A 20,354-nucleotide genomic window follows, 5' to 3' on the forward strand; every position below is an offset into this window, starting at 1 on the left:
AGATTGTGGACTTTTTTACATTAAACAATTTAAGTGATCCTAAAAAATTAAAATGATAGATACTATTAGGCTCATTCAAATACTCACTTAAGGAAATTTTCTAAGATGATTTTGTATCCAATCTGAATTATTTTCTTTTTGCAAATACGGGAATTCATTTATGGAAAACAGGATTTCTGGTATGATAGTCGTAATTTCGAATAGGGAGGTTGGAGTCGCCATGAGTGATTTGAATCAGACAGTTGAATTTATTAAAGAAATCGAGAAATTAAAGTCAGTAACAAGGTTTAATAGAACTCTTGATGGACGGTTTGAAAATAGTGCCGAGCATTCCTGGCAGGGTGCGATAGCTGCGATGGTTCTGCAAGATTATTATCCCGAAAAATTGAATATGGAAAAGGTCATGTTTCTGTTATTGATTCATGATTTAGGTGAGGTTTATGCTGGAGATACTTGGGTGTTTGATGATGAAAAAAAGCTTCATTCTCATGATAGAGAGTTAGCATCTATAGAAAAAACAATGAGCCTCCTTCCAGAAGCAACCTATGTGAATATGAAAAATTCGTGGTTGGAGTTTGAAAAAGGGCAGAGTCCTGAGGCAAGATATGCAAGAGTGATTGACGCATTGGTACCACTGATTAATCACTTGGAAGTGTCAGAAGTCAATTATAATCCTGATCATATCCGTTCAGAGATGGTATTAGAAAAGAAAAAGTTCATAAAAAGTGAATCGGAAGAATTATGGAAACTAACAGAAGAGTTAATTCAGGAAAGTGTGGAAAAGGGCTTATATTCATAAGATCCCCTGGCCATCAGTAGGAACCTTCAACCCAAGAGGAAGCCACCTGTTTTCACGGGTGGTTTTGACTGGCTTGATCTGTGGTATAATGGAACCAGATAATTTACACCCTTTGAAAGGGAAAAGGTTAGATTGTATGATTAAGTTGATTGCAACAGATATGGATGGAACCTTATTAGATGAGCGAGGAGAGGTAGATCTTCCGCGCCTGGAAAGGCTATTGGACCACTTGGATCAAAAAGGGATTCGCTTTGTCATTGCGACGGGAAATGAAATCCATCGCATGCGCCAGCTCTTGGGTCCTTTGGTCAAACGGGTGACTCTAGTCGTCGCCAACGGAGCTCGGATTTTTGAGGATGACCAGATGATTCTAGGAAAATTCTGGGATCGAGAACTAGTAGAGGCGGTTCTTGCTTATTTTAAGGGGCGGGAAATTTCAGACCAGCTGGTTGTGTCAGCTGTCAATGGTGGCTTTGTCAAGGAAGGAACGGTCTTTACAGAAGTTGAGAAATTCATGCAGCCAGAAGTGATTGAAGCCTTGTACAAGCGGATGAAGTTTGTTCCGGAATTGACAGCAGATCTATTTGATCAGGTGCTTAAAATGAGCTTGGTGGTAGGCTTGGATCGTCTTGATCAAGTGAGCCAGGAAGTCCAACAAGCTTTTGGAGATCAGCTGATGGCGGTTTCGAGCGGTTTTGGCAGCATGGATCTCTTACAAGCTGGCATTCACAAGGCTTGGGGACTGGCTCAATTAATGGAGATGTGGCAGCTTAACGCCAGCCAGGTCATGGCCTTTGGTGATAGTGGAAACGACATCGAAATGCTTGAAATGGCAGGTCACTCCTATGCTGTAGCCAATGCAGAAGAAGCTGTCAAAGCTGTTGCCAAACACCTAGCACCGAGCCATCAAGAAGGTGGTGTCTACCAGGTGATCGAAGAGTATCTAGGATTGACCCCCTGGGAACAAGTGAAGGGAGAGAAATAGATGGCGGTACAACTGTTAGAAGACTGGCTCTTAAAGGAGCAGGAGAAAATCATAACAACCTATCGGGAACTCAATCAAGCCCCTCTGAAGGAGCCTGGTTTGATCTTTATCGGAGACTCCATCGTAGAGTATTTTCCCATTCATGAACTATTACAAAGTCCCAAGCACATGGTCAATCGAGGAGTGCGAGGCTATAAGACGGATCTCCTTCGTGAGCATCTAGACGCCCATGTCTTTGGAACGGCGGTGGATCAGATCTTTCTCTTGATCGGGACCAATGATATCGGAAAAGAAATTCCTCAAAAGGAAACCCTAGACAATGTAGAAGCGGTCTTACAAGCAATTATGCGAGATTTTCCGCTGACCCACATCAACCTGATCTCGGTTTTACCGGTGAGTCAAGAAGAGCGCTACAAACAAAAGGTCTATGTGCGGACCAATGAAAAAATTCAGTCCCTCAACCAGGCCTATCGCGAATTGGCTCAGGCCTACCACCAGGTCAGCTATGTCGATGTGTATTCGTCTTTATTGGATGAAAAGGGGCAGTTGGCAGAAGCCTATACGACAGATGGCCTCCATTTAAGTGTGGCTGGTTACCGAGTTCTAGCCCAAGCTCTGCAGGAGACATTATAGAGACAAAATAGGGAGCGAAAAAGCCCAACTAGACAAATCTTCAAAGAAAAATTTCAGATTGAAGATAAAGTCTTCTTAAAAACTTTCCTTAGGTGAGTACGGACGTCAGCGAACTTCTTTGAAGTTCCATGACTTAGTTTTGGACCTAAGGTTCCAAAACTCCCGAGTGCTAGAAACAATAGTGTTTCTAGCACTTTTCTCACGGCGGAAAGTTTCAGGAAATATTTGAATGGTTCTTATAATTGAAATCAATTCTATTTCTTTTTAGATTTCTTTAGATGATTTTTTGTAAAAACAGATTGTCTACCTTCCTCTATTTCCAAGAGGAAATTTTTTTGTCTTTTTGGTTGACAAATGTAAATCTTAGGAGTAGAATAGCATCATAAGATTTACAAATGTAGATTTAGAAAGGAGAAGCCATGCAAATTTCCAATGCGGAATGGCGCATCATGAAAATTATCTGGATGGAAGGCAAGCAGACCAGCAGGGATTTGATCGCCGTCTTGTCCGAGCGCTTTGACTGGTCGAAGTCGACCATCAAGACCCTCTTGACGCGCTTGGTTGAAAAGGGCTGTCTGACCAGAGAAAAATCTGGCAAAGCCTTTGTCTACTCGGCTTTGTTGAAGCAGGACCAGAGTTTAGACTTGGTGGTTGAGGAGGTGAAAGACAAGGTTTGCTCAAAAAGAATTGTCCAGGTGCTTGAAAACTTGATTCAGGAGAGTGACTTTACGCTTGCAGATCTTAATCAGCTGCAGCAGGTCCTGGAAGAAAAGAAAGCAGAGGCTGTCGAAACAGTCCCTTGCAATTGTATGTAATAGAAAGAAGGAAATTCCATGTTTGGATTGTTAATTAGTATTGTTTGTTTACTTTTGGTTGCTTTTATTGCTTGGTGGTTCTTTGCAGAGCATGAAAAGGTAAGCGGCCACGCTCGTCAGAAATCAGGTTATCAAGAAATTGAAGTCGAAGTCATGGGGGGCTATTCGCCTGAAACCATTGTCCTGAAAAAAAATGTTCCAGCCCGGATCATCTTTAATCGCAAGGATCCATCTTCATGTCTGGCTCAAGTGATCTTTCCAGATTTTGGCGTTCATGAAGATTTGCCTTTAGGTGAAAAACATGTCATTGAAATTACGCCAGAAAAAGCGGGCGAATATGGGTATTCATGTGGAATGAACATGATGCATGGTCAAATGATTGTGGAATAAAGGAGTAGGTATGGTAGAAAAACAAAAAGCAGTTGTGGAAAACGGAGTGCAAAAGATCCGTATTACAGCAGAAAAGGGCTATAGTCCCAAAGAATTTCAACTTCAAAAAGGGATCCCTGCTGAAATCACCTTCCATCGGGTCAATCCTTCCGGCTGTTACAAGGAAATTTTGTTTGAAGATCAGGGGATTTTAGAGCCTTTGGAAGTCGGTGTGGATAAGGTGATATCCTTTACCCCGACAGAAACAGGGGACTTCGAGTTTTCATGTGGAATGAAGATGCAAAAGGGTTCCTACACGGTTGTGGAAAAACGCCGTCGTGTCTTAGGTTTACTGGGTCGCTTTTGGATTACTAGTATCTTTACTCTTCCTTTATTGATCTTGATGATCGGGATGATGGCAGGATTTGTATCCCATTCAGTCAGTCACTGGGGGACTTTTCTAGCGACAACACCGATCATGTTGGTAGCAGGAGTTCCTTTTATCAAGAGTGCCTGGGCCTCATTTAAGAAGCACCATTCCAATATGGATACCTTGGTAGCTCTTGGAACCCTGGTAGCCTATGTCTATAGTGTATTTGCCCTTTTTACTGGTCAGCCAGTATACTTTGAGGCTGCGGGTTTTATCATCTTCTTTATCCTCTTAGGACAAGTCTTTGAGGAACGGATGCGTAACAATGCCTCCGAGGCTGTGGAAAAGTTGTTGGATTTGCAGGCAAAAACGGCTCAAGTTCTCCGTGATGGGAACTATGTCGAGGTGGCGGCAGAAGATATCCAAATTGATGACTTGATTCGGGTCCGTCCTGGGGAAAAGATTGCGGTTGATGGGACGATTGTAGAAGGAAGTACGACCATTGATGAGTCGATGGTGACAGGTGAAAGCTTGCCTGTGGAAAAATCAGTTGGTGATGCAGTTATCGGCTCCACTATCAACAGCAATGGGACCATTCTCTTTAAGGCTGAAAAAGTCGGTAGTGAGACCCTCTTATCTCAAATTGTGGACTTTGTCAAAATGGCCCAATCCAGTCGTGCTCCTATTCAAGATTTGACGGATAAGATTTCAGGTATCTTTGTTCCAGTGGTGACGATTTTGGCCATTGCGACTTTCTGGGTTTGGTCCGTGCTTCTGGGCGCGTCGCTCCAAGAGGCCATGCTCTATGCAGTCTCTGTCCTCATTATTGCCTGTCCGTGTGCCCTTGGTTTGGCGACGCCAACAGCCCTTATGGTCGGAACTGGTCGTAGTGCCAAGATGGGGGTTCTGATTAAAAATGGAACAGTTCTTCAAGAAGTGCAAAAGATTCAAACCGTTGTGTTTGATAAGACAGGGACCATTACCATTGGCCAACCACTTGTAACCGATGTTGTAGGAGATGAAGCGCGTGTCTTGACACTGGCTGCTAGTCTTGAAACTTTTTCAGAACATCCCCTAGCGCAAGCGGTTTTATCACGAGCAGAAGAAAAAGGTTTGGTGTTATCCCCTGTGGAAAACTTCCAAGCGATTGAAGGAAAAGGGGTCCAAGGTCAGATCGACCAGCAGTTGGTGACCTTGGGAAATGGCAAACTTCATGACGGGACAGCGATGGATCCGGAGCTTGAAAAACGGATGGTAGACTTGCAAGAGCAGGCCAAAACAGTGATCAGTTTGTCTGTGGATGGGCAAGTGATTGGCTTGATTGCCATTCAAGATGCTCCGAAGGCTAGCTCAAAAGAAGCGATCAAAAAGCTCAAAGAACGGGGCTTGAAAACGGTCATGTTAACAGGGGATAATGAACGGGTGGCCCAAGCTATTGCTAAGCAAGTGGGAATTGACACCGTCATTGCTGATGTCCTTCCTCAAGAAAAAGCTAGCGCCATCCAAAAACTGCAAGAAAGTAGTAAGGTAGCCTTTGTTGGAGATGGGATCAATGATGCTCCAGCTCTCTCGATCGCGGATGTGGGGATCGCTATGGGATCTGGAACGGATATTGCGATCGAGTCCGGTGGCATCGTGCTCACGCAAAATGATTTGCTTGGCGTTGTGCGCGCCTTTGACATGAGTCAAAAGACCTTCCGTCGGATTTTACTCAATCTCTTCTGGGCCTCTATCTACAATATCCTTGGGATTCCAATTGCAGCTGGAGTCTTTGTAGGACTGGGATTGACCCTCAATCCAGAACTAGCAGGTCTTGCCATGGCCCTTAGTTCTTTGTCTGTTTTAACTAGCTCTCTGCTCCTCAATGTCGCAAAGATTGATTAATGAAAATAAGAAGTGGTACAGAATTCTGTATCACTCTTTTTCTCTTTTTCCTAGAACGACAAGGAAAAGGGATAAGTATAAAACTATAGTAAAATACCCTATTGTAGGATAGTTTGTAAAAATTTCTCAAAATCAGCATCTGTTATGTAATAGGGATTGAGCATCTCTGAGCAGATTCTTATACATGTGACTCTCTTTGTGATAAATTAATACTGTAATCGTTTTGTAAATCGTTTTCATGAGAAATGTCAGAAAAAACTCATTTTCAAAACGAAACCTGATCGCAAAGATGAAGTAGAAGCGCTATGCTACATTTTTAAAGGATCAAAATAGATTTAAAGGAGAGTTAGAATGACTCAAGGGAAAATTACTGCATCTGCAGCAATGCTCAACGTATTGAAAACATGGGGCGTAGACACGATCTACGGTATCCCATCAGGAACACTTAGCTCACTCATGGACGCTTTGGCTGAAGACAAAGATATCCGTTTCTTGCAAGTTCGTCACGAAGAAACTGGTGCTCTTGCAGCGGTTATGCAAGCTAAATTTGGTGGCTCTATCGGGGTTGCAGTTGGTTCAGGTGGACCTGGTGCGACTCACTTGATCAATGGTGTTTACGATGCAGCTATGGATAACACTCCATTCCTTGCTATCCTTGGATCACGTCCAGTTAACGAATTGAACTTGGATGCCTTCCAAGAATTGAACCAAAACCCAATGTACAACGGTATCGCTGTTTACAACAAACGTGTAGCTTACGCAGAACAATTACCAAAAGTAATCGACGAAGCTTGCCGTGCTGCCGTTTCTAAAAAAGGTCCAGCCGTTGTTGAAATTCCAGTAAACTTTGGTTTCCAAGAAATCGGCGAAAACTCTTACTACGGATCAGGTTCTTATGAACGTCACTTTATCGCTCCTGCCTTGAACGAAGTGGAAATCGATAAAGCTGTTGAAATCTTGAACAATGCTGAACGCCCAGTGATCTACGCTGGTTTCGGTGGAGTTGGTGCGGGTGATGTGATCACTGAATTGTCTCGTAAAATTAAAGCACCAATCATTACAACTGGTAAAAACTTCGAGGCCTTCGAATGGAACTACGAAGGTTTGACAGGTTCTGCTTACCGTGTTGGTTGGAAACCAGCCAACGAAGTGGTCTTTGAAGCAGACACTGTTCTTTTCCTTGGTTCAAACTTCCCATTTGCTGAAGTTTACGAAGCCTTCAAGAACACTGAAAAATTCATCCAAGTCGATATCGACCCTTACAAACTTGGTAAACGTCATGCCCTAGACGCTTCAATTCTTGGTGATGCAGGTCAAGCAGCGAAAGCAATCCTTGATAAAGTGAATCCAGTTGAATCTACTCCATGGTGGTGTGCAAACGTGAAGAACAACCAAAACTGGCGTGATTACATGAACAAACTCGAAGGTAAAACTGAGGGTGAATTGCAATTGTATCAAGTTTACAATGCTATTAACAAATACGCTGATCAAGATGCTATCTACTCAATCGACGTCGGTGACACTACTCAAACATCTACTCGTCACCTTCACATGACACCTAAGAACATGTGGCGTACATCTCCACTCTTTGCGACAATGGGGATCGCCCTTCCTGGTGGTATTGCTGCTAAGAAAGACAATCCAGATCGCCAAGTATGGAACATCATGGGTGACGGTGCATTCAACATGTGCTACCCAGACGTTATCACAAACGTTCAATACGATCTTCCAGTTATCAACGTTGTCTTCTCAAATGGTAAATATGCCTTCATCAAGGACAAATACGAAGACACAAACAAACACTTGTTTGGTTGTGACTTCCCTAATGCTGACTATGCGAAAATCGCTGAAGCTCAAGGTGCTGTAGGATTCACTGTAAACCGTATCGAAGACATCGACGCAGTCGTTGCTGAAGCTGTTAAATTGAACAAAGAAGGTAAGACAGTTGTCATCGATGCTCGCATCACGCAACACCGTCCACTTCCAGTAGAAGTTCTTGAGTTGGATCCAAAACAACACTCAGAAGAAGCCATCAAAGCCTTCAAGGAAAAATACGAAGCAGAAGAACTCGTACCATTCCGTCTCTTCTTGGAAGAAGAAGGGTTGCAATCACGCGCAATCAAATAATCCTGCTCGTCGAAAATCAAATGTAAACTGCGTTATCTTCACCTTGCCGTACTCCAGTACTGTCTGCGGTTCGATGCCTTGTTTATTCTTTGATTTTCTTAGAGCAGAACTTAAAAAGATCGGAGCAATCCGGTCTTTTTGTGGAGGATAAGAAATGAATTTAAATCAATTAGATATTATCGTTTCAGATGTTACCCAAGTTTGTGCTAGCTTGGAGCGTATTTTGGATAAAAAAGCCGATTATGTTGACGACAGTTTTGCTCAGTTCACGATTGGCAGTCACTGTCTCATGTTGTCTCAAAATCATTTGGTTCCTTTGGAAAACTTTCAGTCAGGAATCATTCTTCATATCGAGGTTGAGGATGTAGACCAGAACTACCAACGGTTGAAAGAACTTGGTATCCAGGTTTTAAACGGTCCAGTTGTAACCGATTGGGAAACCGAAAGCCTGCTAGTTAAAGGCCCAGCTGGTTTAGTGATTGATTTTTATCGTATGAAATAGGACGCGTGATCATTTAACGTCAACCTTAGCTATTCTTAAAACAGAATTTGAGAAAATGAACTATTTAAAAGATCGGAGTCATCCGGTCTTTTTATGTTCCCAAGTGTAGGAGTTACCTTAAAATAGTATCAGTTTTTCATAGGATCTTGTAGGATTTTTTGGAAAGAGAAGGTTATAATAGAACTATCAAATCAAGTAAGGTAGAGAGATGACCGATAAACTTCAATTTCCAGATGGTTTCCTTTGGGGTGGGGCGACGGCTGCTAACCAGTGTGAGGGAGCTTATAATGAAGACGGCCGTGGCTTGGCTAATGTGGATGTAGTGCCGATTGGGCCTGATCGGCCCGCCATTATTACGGGTCAGAGAAAGATGTTCGACTTTGAAGAGGGCTATTTTTATCCGGCTAAGGATGGCATTGATATGTACCATCGCTACAAGGAAGACATTGCTCTCTTTGGGGAAATGGGCTTTAAAACCTATCGTTTGTCCATTGCCTGGTCTCGGATCTTCCCTAAAGGAGATGAACTAGAGCCGAATGAGGCAGGTCTACAGTTCTATGAAGACCTCTTTAAGGAGTGCCATAAGTATGGCATTGAACCCTTGGTGACCATTACTCACTTTGACTGTCCCATGCATTTGATTACCGAGTATGGAGGTTGGCGTAGTCGTAAGATGTTGGAATGTTATGAACGACTCTGCCGGACCCTCTTCACTCGCTACAAGGGCTTGGTCAAATACTGGCTAACCTTTAATGAGATCAATATGATCCTCCATGCGCCTTTTATGGGAGCAGGTCTCTGCTTTGAAGAAGGGGAGAATGAGGAGCAGGTCAAATACCAGGCGGCTCACCATGAATTGGTCGCTTCAGCCATTGCTACCAAGCTAGCCCATGAGATTGATCCTAACAATAAGGTTGGCTGTATGCTAGCAGCAGGGCAAAACTATCCGCATACCTGTGCTCCACGAGATGTCTGGGCTGGTCTAGAAGAAGATCGCAAGAACTATTTCTTCATCGATGTGCAGGCGCGTGGGGAATACCCTAACTATGCCAAGAAAGAGTGGGAGCGTCAGGGGATCACGGTCGAGATGACCGAGCAGGACCTTCAATTGTTGAAAGAACACACGGTAGACTTTATTTCCTTCTCTTACTATGCCAGTCGGGTCGCTTCAGGGGATCCAGCTGAAAGGGAAAAAACAGCGGGCAATATCTTTGCTTCTCTGAAGAATCCCTACCTAGAAAGCTCAGAATGGGGTTGGCAGATTGACCCTCTTGGTCTCCGCATTACCCTCAACACCATCTGGGATCGTTATCAAAAACCCCTGTTTATTGTAGAAAATGGACTAGGCGCCGTTGATACTCCAAATGAAGCCGGGGAGATTGAGGATGACTACCGGATTGATTACCTCGCTGCCCACATCAAGGCCATGCGGGATGCCATCCACGAAGATGGCGTTGTCCTCTGGGGTTATACGACTTGGGGCTGTATCGACCTGGTCTCTGCCGGGACAGGAGAAATGAAGAAGCGCTACGGCTTTATCTATGTCGATCGGGACAACGAAGGTAAGGGAAGCTTGGATCGCTCCCGTAAGAAATCCTTCTATTGGTACAAAGAAGTCATTGCGACCAATGGGGCTTCTGTAGAATAAAAGTTTTCGGTACTTGCTGGCCGCCTCTCTCCTATAAACGAAAAAGCTTAGAATCCCAACCACAAGCTGGGGTCCTAAGCTTTTTGTATGTTGTTTAGCCAAGTCCTTACGAATTTACTGGTCGTAATCTAAGACATTGTTCTCGATGACAAACTTAGATTCAGCGGAAATGTTGGCTGCTCCTAGTTGCAACTGTGAACTTCCGTCTGGCTTCATGATGTGCCACTGACCGTCCTTGTGGGCAAAGATGGCCTCAAATGTGACGTTATTGCTCTTGTCTCGAATGGGTAGAACAAATGCTTGATCTGTATTCTCTAAAAGGATTTCTTCCTTTTTTCCAAAGTTATAGATATAAAATTGCCCAGCTCTTTGCCCCAAACCATGGACTTCATCGACTTTTTGCCAGTTCTCAAATTTTGTCCGAACAAGGGATTCATTATAAATCTTGTTGAAGGTTTCGTTGCGTTTCTTCGTTTCTTCCTCGTCTAGTGTTTTCTGAAACTCTGCAACCTTTTTAGTCGTTTGAATGGTTTGTCTGTTTTGCTCCCTGATTTGCTGGCGGTGGATGACTCGCATCATTCTTGCAGCAACGCCCAGGATGACAAGGATGGATACAAGACTGATTTTAGTTTTAGCATTATTTTTCATAGATGAGTCTCCCTATTGTGTCATTGGTCCTATTATACCCTTTGAAAGAAAGGATCGTCAAGTTCATCTTGTGATGATCTAACATGCAGATCTACCTGGGGACTATAGGCTTTTAGTCAGATTTTCATTGACGAAGGAGCTTTTATTTGATAGGCTAGAGAAATAGAAATGATTTGGAGTTCAATGGAAAAAGGAGCGAGGCAAGTGGCACGGATTTTATTAATCGAGGATAATAATGATATCCAAGAAATTTTGTATAGTTTGTTAAGCGAAGACCATGAGGTGCTTCAGGCTTTTTCAGGTACAGAAGGGCTGCGGCTCTTCCAGCAAGAAGCTGTTGATTTGGTTCTTCTCGATATCATGCTTCCAGGGAAAAATGGAGATCAGGTTCTGGAGGAGATCCGTTTGCAGAGTCAGACACCGGTTATCATGATGACGGCTCTTGGAGACAAACACCTCATTAGCCAGTATCTCCTTGCAGGGGCCAATGATTATATTGTCAAACCCTTTAATCTGGACGAAGTGGCCGCTCGGGTGACGGTGCAGTTGAGAAATCACGTCTCTCCGGCACAGGAAGCTCAAGCGTCGCAAAAGCTTTCCTTTAAGAATTTGGTCTTAAATCCAGAAACCTTTGAATTGGAGTCCGGAGAACAGACGCTTCGCTTGGGCAAAAAAGAATTTCAAATTTTTGAGACCTTGCTGGCGCATCCAAGGAAGATTTTCACCAAGGAAGAATTGTATGAGGCGGTCTGGGAAGAAGTCTATCTGCCTGGTGACAATACCCTCAATGCCCAACTGAGCAATCTCCGAAAGAAAATTGCCCAGCTTGATCCAGATGAGGACTATATTGAAACGGTCTGGGGCTTGGGTGTTCGCTTGAAAGGAGACAAGTAATGTGGGTTTTAGTTCTAATTCTTGTCGTCCTTGTCCTTCTCTTGGGCTTGGGTTATGCTCGCTTGCTTTCTGCCTTAAGGGATTTGCAGGAGCAGATTCAACAGAAGCTTCAAAGCGGGAGTGGGGTACGGCTGACCTCTCAGGTCTCAAAAAAAGAATTGGTCGCCTTGACCAAGCAGGTCAGTGATCTCTTTGACCAGATCGAGCGGACCAATCGGATTGCCTTTCAAGAGAAAAAGACCTTGGATATGGCCATCAGTAATATTGCTCACGATATCCGGACGCCTTTGACCATTGCATCAGGCTATACCCAACAAATCATCAAAGGAGGGACGCAGGAAGAGGAAAAGCTGAAGAAAATTGCTTCCAATCTTCAAGTCGTCTCAAAACGCCTGGAATCTCTCTTGGAATACAGACGCTTGATGGAGGGAGCTATTCAGCCTCGGATTTCAGATGTCGATCTCAGCCAAGTCTTAACCCAGCAGTTGTTCCAGTATTATGATAGCTTGTCTGAGGCGGGGATTGCCCTAGAGGTAGAGCTAGAAGAGCATCTTCATTATGCTACGGATCCAGAGCTCTGGGAGCGCCTCATGCAAAATATGCTCAGCAATGTCCTCAAACATGGAAAGGAGCAGGCGCGTTTGACCTTGATGTCGGATGCAGACACGATTCGGGTCGAGCTGCGCAATATTGTGCAACAACCGATTCAGCATTTAGACCAATTGGCTAGTCGCTTCTACTCAGAAAATCTATCGGATACAGAAGAGTCATCTGGCTTGGGTCTCTATATCATTCAAAATTTTGTAGAGATCTTAGGCGGGGACTTACAACTGGCAACGGCGGCAGACTGGTTTATTTTGACCATTACACTAAGAAAAAAGGCTTGAGCATTGCTCAAGCCTTTTTGTTATAAATCTTTGTGTTTAAAAGTAGCCAGTCCTAGGAAGCCGAAAACAAGGATGAATCCAAGGGCAATCGAGAGAGTGTTGTTCGTTGCTGTGGTGCTTTGGACCATGGAATATTGGAACTCCAAGTTTAGATAGTGGAGAATGTCAATATCTTTAAAGAAAAGCGCAGGTAGACTTAAGAGGATATTTCCAATAAAGTAGCCAACGAAGGCCAAGGTGATGGATTGGCTAGCATAAAGAAGGAAGGAAATGATGCTGACCCAAGCCAAGGTGGAGAGGAACTGAATCAGCACGGTCAGTCCAAAATGAGCCAAGAAGTGTTCTGGCATGGTGCCAAGTCCATTGTAGAGGGTCGCGATCAAGAAGACGAGACCATAAGAAACAAGAAATTGAAAGAGAGCAATGGTCAGGACAACGGCGCTTTTGGCAAAGTAGTAGCTGGTACGCGAAACACCATAGGCCAGACTATTCTTGTATAAGTTTTGCGTTAAGTCTGTTCCCAGGACCAAGGTGATGACAATAATGGTAAAGAGGATAGTCACACTGATGCTGGAAGAGTAGTTGGTCAAGGCTTTAAAGCCTGTCCAAACTTCGGTCGCTTGGGGCAATTTGGATTCCGTATTGACGCCGACGTAGCCAGTAGCTCCAAAGATGACTCCAGACAGGATGTTGAGAACGAGAATGGCTTCTGTAATCCAAAAACCTTTGGAGCGAAAAAGTCTGTAAAAATCTGCTTGAATGGTATGCAACATGATAAATCTCCTAAATGAAATATGTGGGATAGGTAATAGAGGAAGACGGTGATTGGACTAGTCTACCAAATCCGTAAAGAATTTTTCCAGATCTTGGCGGGCATAGTAGATTTCGTCCACGTCAATATCCGCTTGAACGAGGGCTTTGACAATGACTTTAATATCGTGAGTCTGGCCGAAGATATGGATTTCTCCGTCCTTATCGATGACCTTGATGCGGTGATGGAGCTGATCCTGAATCAGTTGACTCGCAAGGGCTAGCTGGCTAGTCTTGAGGATGATGTAGTCTTCTCCTTGTTCTTCGAATTCAGCCTTGCTAATTTCTTTGATCAGTCGTCCTTGGTCGACAATACCAAAACGATTGGCCACCAGATAAAGCTCGGAAAGGATATGACTGGAAATGAGGATGGTCATACCGAGTTCATCGTTGAGGCGCTTGATCATCTGACGGAATTCCTTGATTCCGACTGGATCGAGACCATTGATGGGTTCATCCAAAATGAGGAAGTCGGGCTTGGCAATGAGCGCAATCGCAATTCCCAACCGTTGTTTCATCCCGAGTGAAAAATCGCGGAATTTCTTCTTACCCGTATTATTCAGGCCGACATAGTTCAAGGTTTCTTTGATGACCTGGTCGGGATTGGGGATATGGCGTGCCTTGCAATAGTAGATTAGGTTTTGATAAGCGGTCATATGCTTGTGAGCCACAGGACTCTCGATGACAGATCCGACCCGTTTCAGGGCTTGTGTCCACTGAGAGCGATTCGTGGAAGAAAAGAGGGAGACGCTTCCGTCAGTTTCTTGAATCAGCTGGGTGATGACCTTGATGAGGGTGGTTTTCCCTGCGCCATTTTTACCGATCAGGCCATAGACGTCGCCTTTGCGAATGGTGAGATTCACATCATTTAAGGCGTATTGATGACCAAATTTTTTACTCAAATGGGAAATTTCTAATACTTTTTCCATGGTTTTCTCCTTCGTCCAAATGACTAGTTGTTTTCTTTACACTCTTAGTATACAGCTTGCTTTTCAAATAACTATCAAGCAATTCTCAAATATTTCTAAAAAATTGCGGTAAAGACTTCTTAAAAAATAAAAATGTTGAATAGGTGACTCTACAAAGAAATAAAAAGAATTTCTAATGTTGAAATTCAATCCAAAATATATTAAAACTTTCCGCTGTGAGAAAAGTGCTAGAAACGATCATGTTTCTAGCACTCGGGAGTTTTGGGAGTAAAACAGTTTGGGAAACTGTTTTAGCCTGAGCTTTGAAATTAAAAAGCGAAGGGGTCCAAAACTAATTGAACACGGGCTGCGGATTGTGTCAAAAAGATAAGTTTTCTTAGAATCTAAGGATTCTTCGTTAAACTTCCTATTTTGACTTTATCCGCAGACGCCCTTTGTATCTTGATTTAGTCATGGAACTTCTTTGAAGTTCGCTGACGTCCGTACTCACCTAAGGAAAGTTTTAAAAATGACTTTATATATATTAAGAATAACTGTTCTAAAAGTTAGCCTCTTCATTTTAGAACCCAGCAACAAACTCCTTGATGGCTTGGGCCAGTTCATAGGGTTTTTCGGTATTGAGTAGATGACCTCCGTCTGCGATTTCTTGATAGCGGCCTTTTGGCAGGAGCTTGGCCAATTTTTTAGAAGAAGATTGATTGGCCCAATCTTTGCTACCACAAATCACCAAGCTAGGAAGAGGGCAAACTTTAACGGTATCGGTTAAATTGAGCCCTTTTAATTCGGTCAAGATTTGAAGCATCTGTTGTTTATTGGCATCTTGTTTTTCAAAGACATGCTTGGGAAGCAGACGAAAAAGGAGAATCTGGAGCCGATAGAGGGGATTGGTGTTGAGTTTGTACTGTGTTCCTACAAGGACCAAGCCCTTGAGTTGCGGGAAGTCTTGTCTTGAGAGATCAAGAGCGAGCACGCCACCTAGTGAGAGTCCTACCAGAATAAAGGGTTCGCTTTCTTGCTGGAGGCGCTCCATCAACCTTTCTTTGACTTCCTGATAGCTTTCTTTTGGATGAGAGAAAATATCAAAAGTTTTGGAGTGCAAGGATGAAAGTGCAAATTGGACACCTTGCCAAGAGAGGACATCTTGCCCTAGTCCATGTAAAAAAATAAGTTTCATCAGGAATCCTTTCTTTGAAAATCGAGTTCGTAGAGACCACGAAGAGCATTGCAGGCATAAATACGATCAGCGTCTGTTAAATCGTTCAGAGTCAAGAGTTTTTCTTCCACCTGCTGGGTCTCAAGAAGATGGCGCCGGTAGATGCCGTCCAGCAAAGGGAGGTGAGCTGGTGGGGTATAGCGTTGTCCCTCTATCTCCAGCACCAGATTGCCAATCGTCGTCTCTAGCAAGGTTCCATCTGGCAGATAAAAAATTTGCTCGTGATTTGACTGGTTGAGATGGTCTCTCTGACTCGTTTTGAAATAAGTAAATGGCGTCGCTAAATCAAGCTTCTGCTCGGTCAGTTGGGCCTGTAGATAGCTAGCAGGCAAGTCTGTCAGCTCCGTGATCTCTAGGTGAAAGGTCCCGTTTTTGTGCAAGGCGATCCGACAACGATAGTCAAGGTAGAGATCTAAATGAGCAAGCTTATCTTGAAGTTCTTTCAAGAGTTTTGGCTCATCATAAGGATAGGCAAAGTAGCGACTAGCTTCTCTCAAGCGTGTTACATGTTGGTCTAAGAAAGTCAACTCTCCTTGGTGGATGCGGCCAGTCGTCAGGAGCTCAAAGCGAGGTTCTTGCCGGTAAAGAACCGCCGATTTTTGCTTGGTTTCCTGGTATTCACTTTCCCATTGACTGTCCCAAGTGATGCCTCCTCCCACGCCATAGATGGCTTGATTCCCTTGCATTTGAAGGGTCCGGATGGCAACATTAAAAATCCGTTTCCCTTTTGGAAGAAGGATGCCGATCGTTCCACAGTAGACACCTCGAGGAGCCTTCTCCGTCTTTTGGATGATTTCCATAGTGGAGATCTTCGGTGCTCCTGTAATCGAGCCACAAGGAAAGAGAGCTCGGAAGGTTTGGACCAGGTCGACCTCAGCTCGTAAGCGACTTTCAATGGTCGAGGTCATCTGCCAAACGGTGGAGTATTGCTCGACTTGGCAAAGACGGGTCACCTGCTCACTTCCAATCTCCGAAATCCGGTTCATGTCATTGCGGAGGAGGTCGACGATCATCATGTTTTCTGCTCGATTTTTCGGATCAGCTTCTAGCCAAGCAGCTTCTTGAAGATCTGCTTGGTTAGTGAGACCACGGCGCGTCGTTCCCTTCATAGGGCGCGTGGTCAGTAGCCGGTCGTCTTGCTCAAAAAAGAGCTCAGGGCTGATGGAGAGGATGGAGACATCATCGTGCTGGATGAAGGCATTGTAATGGGCCTTTTGCTCAACCACTAAGCGGTTGTAGATGGCCAAAGGGTCAGACTTTAGCTCTTGAGAAAGCTGGACAGTGTAGTTGACCTGGTAGGTATCTCCCTGGCGGATATGGTGATGGATGGTCTCGATAGCTTCTTGATAAGCAGGTGCCTCTACCTCTTCCTTCCAATTGGCTGGAAGATCCACAGCTTCATAGTCCTCTGGAAAAGGAAGGGTTTCGACCTCCTCGTGGATCGTAAAATAGAGGAGATACTCTCCCATGAGAGGGGCTGGATGGACAGCAAACTTCTTCTCAAAAGCAGGAGCAGCCTCATAGCTGACATAGCCAACCGCATAAAAGCCTTTCTCTTGGTAGGCTTCGACTTCTCTAAGAAGAGCCTCTACCTGATCGAGGTTTCTAGTTTTTAATTCCTTTATGGGCTTGGTGAAAAGGTGGCGCAATCCAAGCTCTTTAAAATCAATAATGGTTTGTTTATGCATGCTTTGAGTATATCAAAAATAGAGGAAAAAAGGTAGATAAGGATGCAAGATTCCTTGCTTGGCCTTCCCTTTCATGCTAAAATAACCATAGAAACTGCTTTGAGCAAGGAGTAGGACCATGCAAAAGAATCCCCTCTATAACACCTCTAGTATCAGCTTTTTTCAATACCTCTTTGCGATTGCAGTGATTTTGGTGCATAGTGGTCGCTTGACCTCTTATGAGCCACTGCATTTTGGTCTCAAGAGTATGCTTGGCCGGCTAGCAGTGCCATTTTTTATCGTCTGTGCCAGCTTTTTCCTCAAGCAATCCCTAGGGAATTCTAAGAAAATGAAGGCCTATCTGGTCAAAATCGTAAAAATCTATTTGTTTTGGAGTTTTGTTTACCTTCCTTATGCCTGGCTCTTTTTCTCTAGTCTCCATCTTCCTATCTATCTTTTTCCAGCAGGTGTTCTCATTGCACTGATCTATCTGGGGATGTGCTACCAACTCTGGTATATCCCAGCCTTTTTGCTGGGCTTGTTTTTGGTCAATCAATTGGTCAAACGTCTAGGTATGGTTTGGACGGGGTTGATCACCTTTCTTCTTTACTGCTGGGGCTTGATCGAGACCTATTCGGCTTATCTGGACACCACAAGTCTTCTCAAAGGTTACCAGCTCTACAGCAATTTATTTTTTACAGCGCGAAATGGTCTCTTTTACACGCCTATTTTTATCTATATGGGATACTATCTCTATGATCAATTTCATGCACAAACCTTTAAGGTTCACCGTTGGCAAAAGCTAGCTCTCGCCTTTGGTTTGTTCTGTATAGAAGGTACCATCATTTTTCAACATGAAGGAATCGATAAGAACTTTTTCTTATTACTTCCTATTGTGACGGTCTATTTTGTCAATGCCTGCCTGCGATCGTCCTTTTTGAAAAGCTATGATTTACAGTATTTAAAGCAAATGAGTATAGCCCTTTACTTTTCGCATCCGATCTTTATTGAGTTGGCTCGCTACGGGTTTAGAACTCTCCCACTTTCCAATCCGGATAAGGGCAAGCTGATTTTTGTGACCGCCTTGTTTGGCAGCCACCTTTTTGGACTAACTATGCTGTGGGTGCGAGATAGAAGGAAAAACAAAGGGTTCCTTCAAGTGGTGAAGAGTTAGATGAAATAACCAATCAATAGTAGGGTGTATAAAACTCTAGCAGATGTGTTTGAGTTTTTTTGTATGAAGAAAATCAAGGAAGAATAAGAATTGGCAGACTGCTCCTCCTTGTTTATAAATGTTTTATTTTCTTGCCCTTGGATAGAAGAAAGGGGAAATCAGTACCAGATAGTGATTTATAATATAGACATCATTGTAAATAATGTCTATATTATTGAATAGTGATGATTTAGTTTGAAAAGCAAAGGATATTTTAAAAAATAAGTGATAAAATTAAAGGGAGGGCCTTTTGGAAGGCTAACAAAAGTAAAGGAGATAAGACATGAAAAAGCTTCGTTCATTATGGAAAGACTTTTTGAAAAAAAGGTTTTGCCATTTTAACAATTTTCATGATGCTAGGCCAGCTTGGTCAAGGGGCGATCACAGCCTTTGCCAATGAGCTAGCAGTCGGGGATAATGGGGCCTTGGATGTTACCCTTATGTATGGGGATAAACAAGATCATCCAGGTGGAATGTCCTATTATACAGGGGATACCATGTCTGGTTATATCCAGATCACCCCTAAGAATTTGACAACGGATATTAATGAAGTAACGGTGACCTTGAAGGTTCCTGGAAAGTACTTACGAGAAGTTAGTTTCCCTGACTTCAATAGTGCTTCAGAGCATGACAAACCAACGGTTACAAAAGTTGGAGATGATTATCAAGTCACACTTCACTTTAACAATTACCAAAAGTCAGAGGTCCTAACTCTACCATTTATTGGAAAATTTAAAGTCGGTTATGCACCGACCAATTATTCATTGGATATTACGGGTACCTTGAATATCAATGGTCAAGAAGCAAAACTCAATGATATCATTTGGAAACCCAAGTACAATGACTATCGCTTAACCAAGTATATCAACCAAAACTTGAACGAAGCCATGTCCAAGGACTATGCGGAAGCCATGCCTGGTGTTGTCAAAGGGGCTGACGGAAAAAATTATATTGAAACCCCATCATCTGTTCCATTTGCATTTCAATTGGAGGGAATGCAAGGACAGTATGGGGGACAATATCGTCAATTAGAATCAGTAACGCTTACCGATAAGTTGCCAACCTATACAGATAAAAATGGCAATACCCGGACAGCTGTTTTAGATACAGCTAAGTCTGAAGGTTGGGTAGATAATGGAGATGGCACCGTTTCTAAGACGTTTACAGCAGATGCAAACGGTAATCCAGCAGCTTATCACCAAGAATTCATGGCAAAAATCAAGAATACAAGTTACCTCTACTTGAAATTCCCGGATTTGGTATTAGAGAAGGATCAAACGCTGAAGGATGTTCTCAGTAAGGATTTGACAAATACAGGTAGTGTTGTTGGGATCCCTGCTAACCGTGGAGAGGGAGAACCGGATATTACAGCTGAAGATTCTCTTATTTTCCGCTTGACCTCTCGTGACCTGGAAGGGGCTGGAAGTTTTGCCAAAAAAGCAGATGGTGATGTCTATGATTCAACTGAATACAAGGCAGCAAATTATAAGTGGATCATAGCCTTTGATAACAAAACTCCTTCACCACAAAAGAATTTTGTTTTCTATGATGAGACAGTTGACTCTCGGTTAAAATTTACCAAAATTGATTACGCTCGTCTCATGCAAGGAAATTACGGTATTGGTGAGTATGTCAGCAAATACGTGAAACGCTTGATCCTTACTTTGGACGATGGAAGTAAAAAAGAAATTCAGCCAGAAACAGACAAAGACGGCAATGGCTTGATTGATTTAACCAAGTATGGAACCGTTGTCGGTTGGCGGATGGAAATGAAGGATGATTTTGTCCTAAAATCTGGTCAAGGAATTCGCCTCAATACCTATACAAGCTTCAAGGATCCTGAAAAGACGCGTTACGATGAAAATGATGCGACCAAAAATGTCTACAAGAATACAGGCCGTGTGACTTATAAAACACAGTCAAACGTTGCCAAAGATCAGTCAGCAGATTAGAGCTTTAAG

Annotated in this window: 18 protein-coding genes; 13 read left to right on the forward strand and 5 right to left on the reverse strand. The window is 43.3% G+C overall.

What is annotated here, in order from left to right; genetic code table 11:
* Positions 1-220 precede the first annotated feature (220 nt).
* The 9 genes from M1G14_RS01350 to M1G14_RS01390 all read left to right on the forward strand — a co-directional run bounded on the left by M1G14_RS01350 (position 221) and on the right by M1G14_RS01390 (position 10,132).
* Complete coding sequence (locus M1G14_RS01350; protein ID WP_042759908.1) at positions 221-799, forward strand: HD domain-containing protein; 579 nt, start codon at positions 221-223, stop codon at positions 797-799.
* Positions 800-935: 136 nt separating this feature from the next.
* Positions 936-1,784 (forward strand): HAD family hydrolase, encoded by an 849-nt coding sequence (locus M1G14_RS01355; RefSeq protein WP_049523127.1) that lies wholly within the window; start codon positions 936-938, stop codon positions 1,782-1,784.
* The gene (locus M1G14_RS01360) at positions 1,785-2,417 is read left to right on the forward strand and encodes an SGNH/GDSL hydrolase family protein (RefSeq protein WP_049483048.1); all 633 of its coding nucleotides are present in this window, start codon (positions 1,785-1,787) and stop codon (positions 2,415-2,417) included. It abuts the gene before it with no gap.
* A 419-nt stretch (positions 2,418-2,836) separates the two neighbouring features.
* A complete protein-coding gene (locus M1G14_RS01365; protein WP_049506522.1) occupies positions 2,837-3,232 on the forward strand; it encodes a CopY/TcrY family copper transport repressor in 396 nt (131 codons plus the stop codon).
* A gap of 18 nt (positions 3,233-3,250) precedes the next feature.
* Positions 3,251-3,622, forward strand: a complete 372-nt coding sequence (locus tag M1G14_RS01370) for a cupredoxin domain-containing protein (RefSeq protein WP_024056338.1) — start codon at positions 3,251-3,253, stop codon at positions 3,620-3,622.
* Between the two features lie 10 nt (positions 3,623-3,632).
* Positions 3,633-5,855 carry a heavy metal translocating P-type ATPase gene (locus tag M1G14_RS01375; protein WP_049522549.1) on the forward strand — a complete coding sequence of 741 codons (2,223 nt, stop codon included), beginning with the start codon at positions 3,633-3,635 and terminating at the stop codon, positions 5,853-5,855.
* A gap of 351 nt (positions 5,856-6,206) precedes the next feature.
* A complete protein-coding gene (spxB, locus tag M1G14_RS01380) occupies positions 6,207-7,982 on the forward strand; it encodes a pyruvate oxidase (protein WP_247926154.1) in 1,776 nt (591 codons plus the stop codon).
* Positions 7,983-8,136: 154 nt separating this feature from the next.
* On the forward strand, positions 8,137-8,484 hold the full coding sequence (locus M1G14_RS01385) for a VOC family protein (protein WP_201089039.1): 348 nt from the start codon (positions 8,137-8,139) through the stop codon (positions 8,482-8,484).
* Between the two features lie 208 nt (positions 8,485-8,692).
* The gene (locus M1G14_RS01390) at positions 8,693-10,132 is read left to right on the forward strand and encodes a 6-phospho-beta-glucosidase (protein ID WP_247926155.1); all 1,440 of its coding nucleotides are present in this window, start codon (positions 8,693-8,695) and stop codon (positions 10,130-10,132) included.
* A 114-nt stretch (positions 10,133-10,246) separates the two neighbouring features.
* Here the strand turns inward: M1G14_RS01390 and M1G14_RS01395 are convergent, their stop codons facing one another.
* Complete coding sequence (locus M1G14_RS01395) at positions 10,247-10,780, reverse strand: hypothetical protein (protein WP_247926156.1); 534 nt, start codon at positions 10,778-10,780, stop codon at positions 10,247-10,249.
* A 204-nt stretch (positions 10,781-10,984) separates the two neighbouring features.
* Here M1G14_RS01395 and M1G14_RS01400 point away from each other — a divergent pair, with 204 nt between their 5' ends.
* Positions 10,985-11,674 carry a response regulator transcription factor gene (locus M1G14_RS01400; protein WP_247926157.1) on the forward strand — a complete coding sequence of 230 codons (690 nt, stop codon included), beginning with the start codon at positions 10,985-10,987 and terminating at the stop codon, positions 11,672-11,674.
* Positions 11,674-12,561, forward strand: coding sequence for a sensor histidine kinase (locus M1G14_RS01405; protein ID WP_247926158.1), 888 nt, complete (start codon positions 11,674-11,676; stop codon positions 12,559-12,561). Before M1G14_RS01400 ends, M1G14_RS01405 begins: the two co-directional genes overlap by 1 nt.
* Positions 12,562-12,581: 20 nt before the next feature.
* On the opposite strand, the gene M1G14_RS01410 is transcribed toward M1G14_RS01405, so the two are convergent.
* The 4 genes from M1G14_RS01410 to pabB form a co-directional block, all read right to left on the reverse strand.
* Positions 12,582-13,334 carry an ABC transporter permease gene (locus M1G14_RS01410; protein ID WP_247923630.1) on the reverse strand — a complete coding sequence of 251 codons (753 nt, stop codon included), beginning with the start codon at positions 13,332-13,334 and terminating at the stop codon, positions 12,582-12,584.
* 57 nt (positions 13,335-13,391) lie between these two features.
* Positions 13,392-14,300: an ABC transporter ATP-binding protein gene (locus M1G14_RS01415; protein WP_049474128.1), complete on the reverse strand. Its 909-nt coding sequence runs from the start codon at positions 14,298-14,300 to the stop codon at positions 13,392-13,394.
* 559 nt (positions 14,301-14,859) lie between these two features.
* A complete protein-coding gene (locus M1G14_RS01420; RefSeq protein WP_247926159.1) occupies positions 14,860-15,474 on the reverse strand; it encodes an alpha/beta fold hydrolase in 615 nt (204 codons plus the stop codon).
* The gene (gene pabB / locus M1G14_RS01425; RefSeq protein WP_049522542.1) at positions 15,474-17,201 is read right to left on the reverse strand and encodes an aminodeoxychorismate synthase component I; all 1,728 of its coding nucleotides are present in this window, start codon (positions 17,199-17,201) and stop codon (positions 15,474-15,476) included. Before pabB ends, M1G14_RS01420 begins: the two co-directional genes overlap by 1 nt.
* Before the next feature lie 118 nt (positions 17,202-17,319).
* Between pabB and M1G14_RS01430 the strand changes: the two genes are divergently transcribed.
* Together M1G14_RS01430 and M1G14_RS01435 are read left to right on the forward strand one after the other, a co-directional pair.
* Complete coding sequence (locus tag M1G14_RS01430; protein WP_247926160.1) at positions 17,320-18,354, forward strand: acyltransferase family protein; 1,035 nt, start codon at positions 17,320-17,322, stop codon at positions 18,352-18,354.
* Positions 18,355-18,743: 389 nt separating this feature from the next.
* Entirely contained in the window at positions 18,744-20,345 is a 1,602-nt protein-coding gene (locus M1G14_RS01435; RefSeq protein ID WP_247926161.1) for a hypothetical protein, read from the forward strand.
* Positions 20,346-20,354 lie beyond the last annotated feature (9 nt).

The organism is Streptococcus parasanguinis, from assembly GCF_023109675.1.
Lineage (GTDB): Bacteria > Bacillota > Bacilli > Lactobacillales > Streptococcaceae > Streptococcus > Streptococcus parasanguinis_I.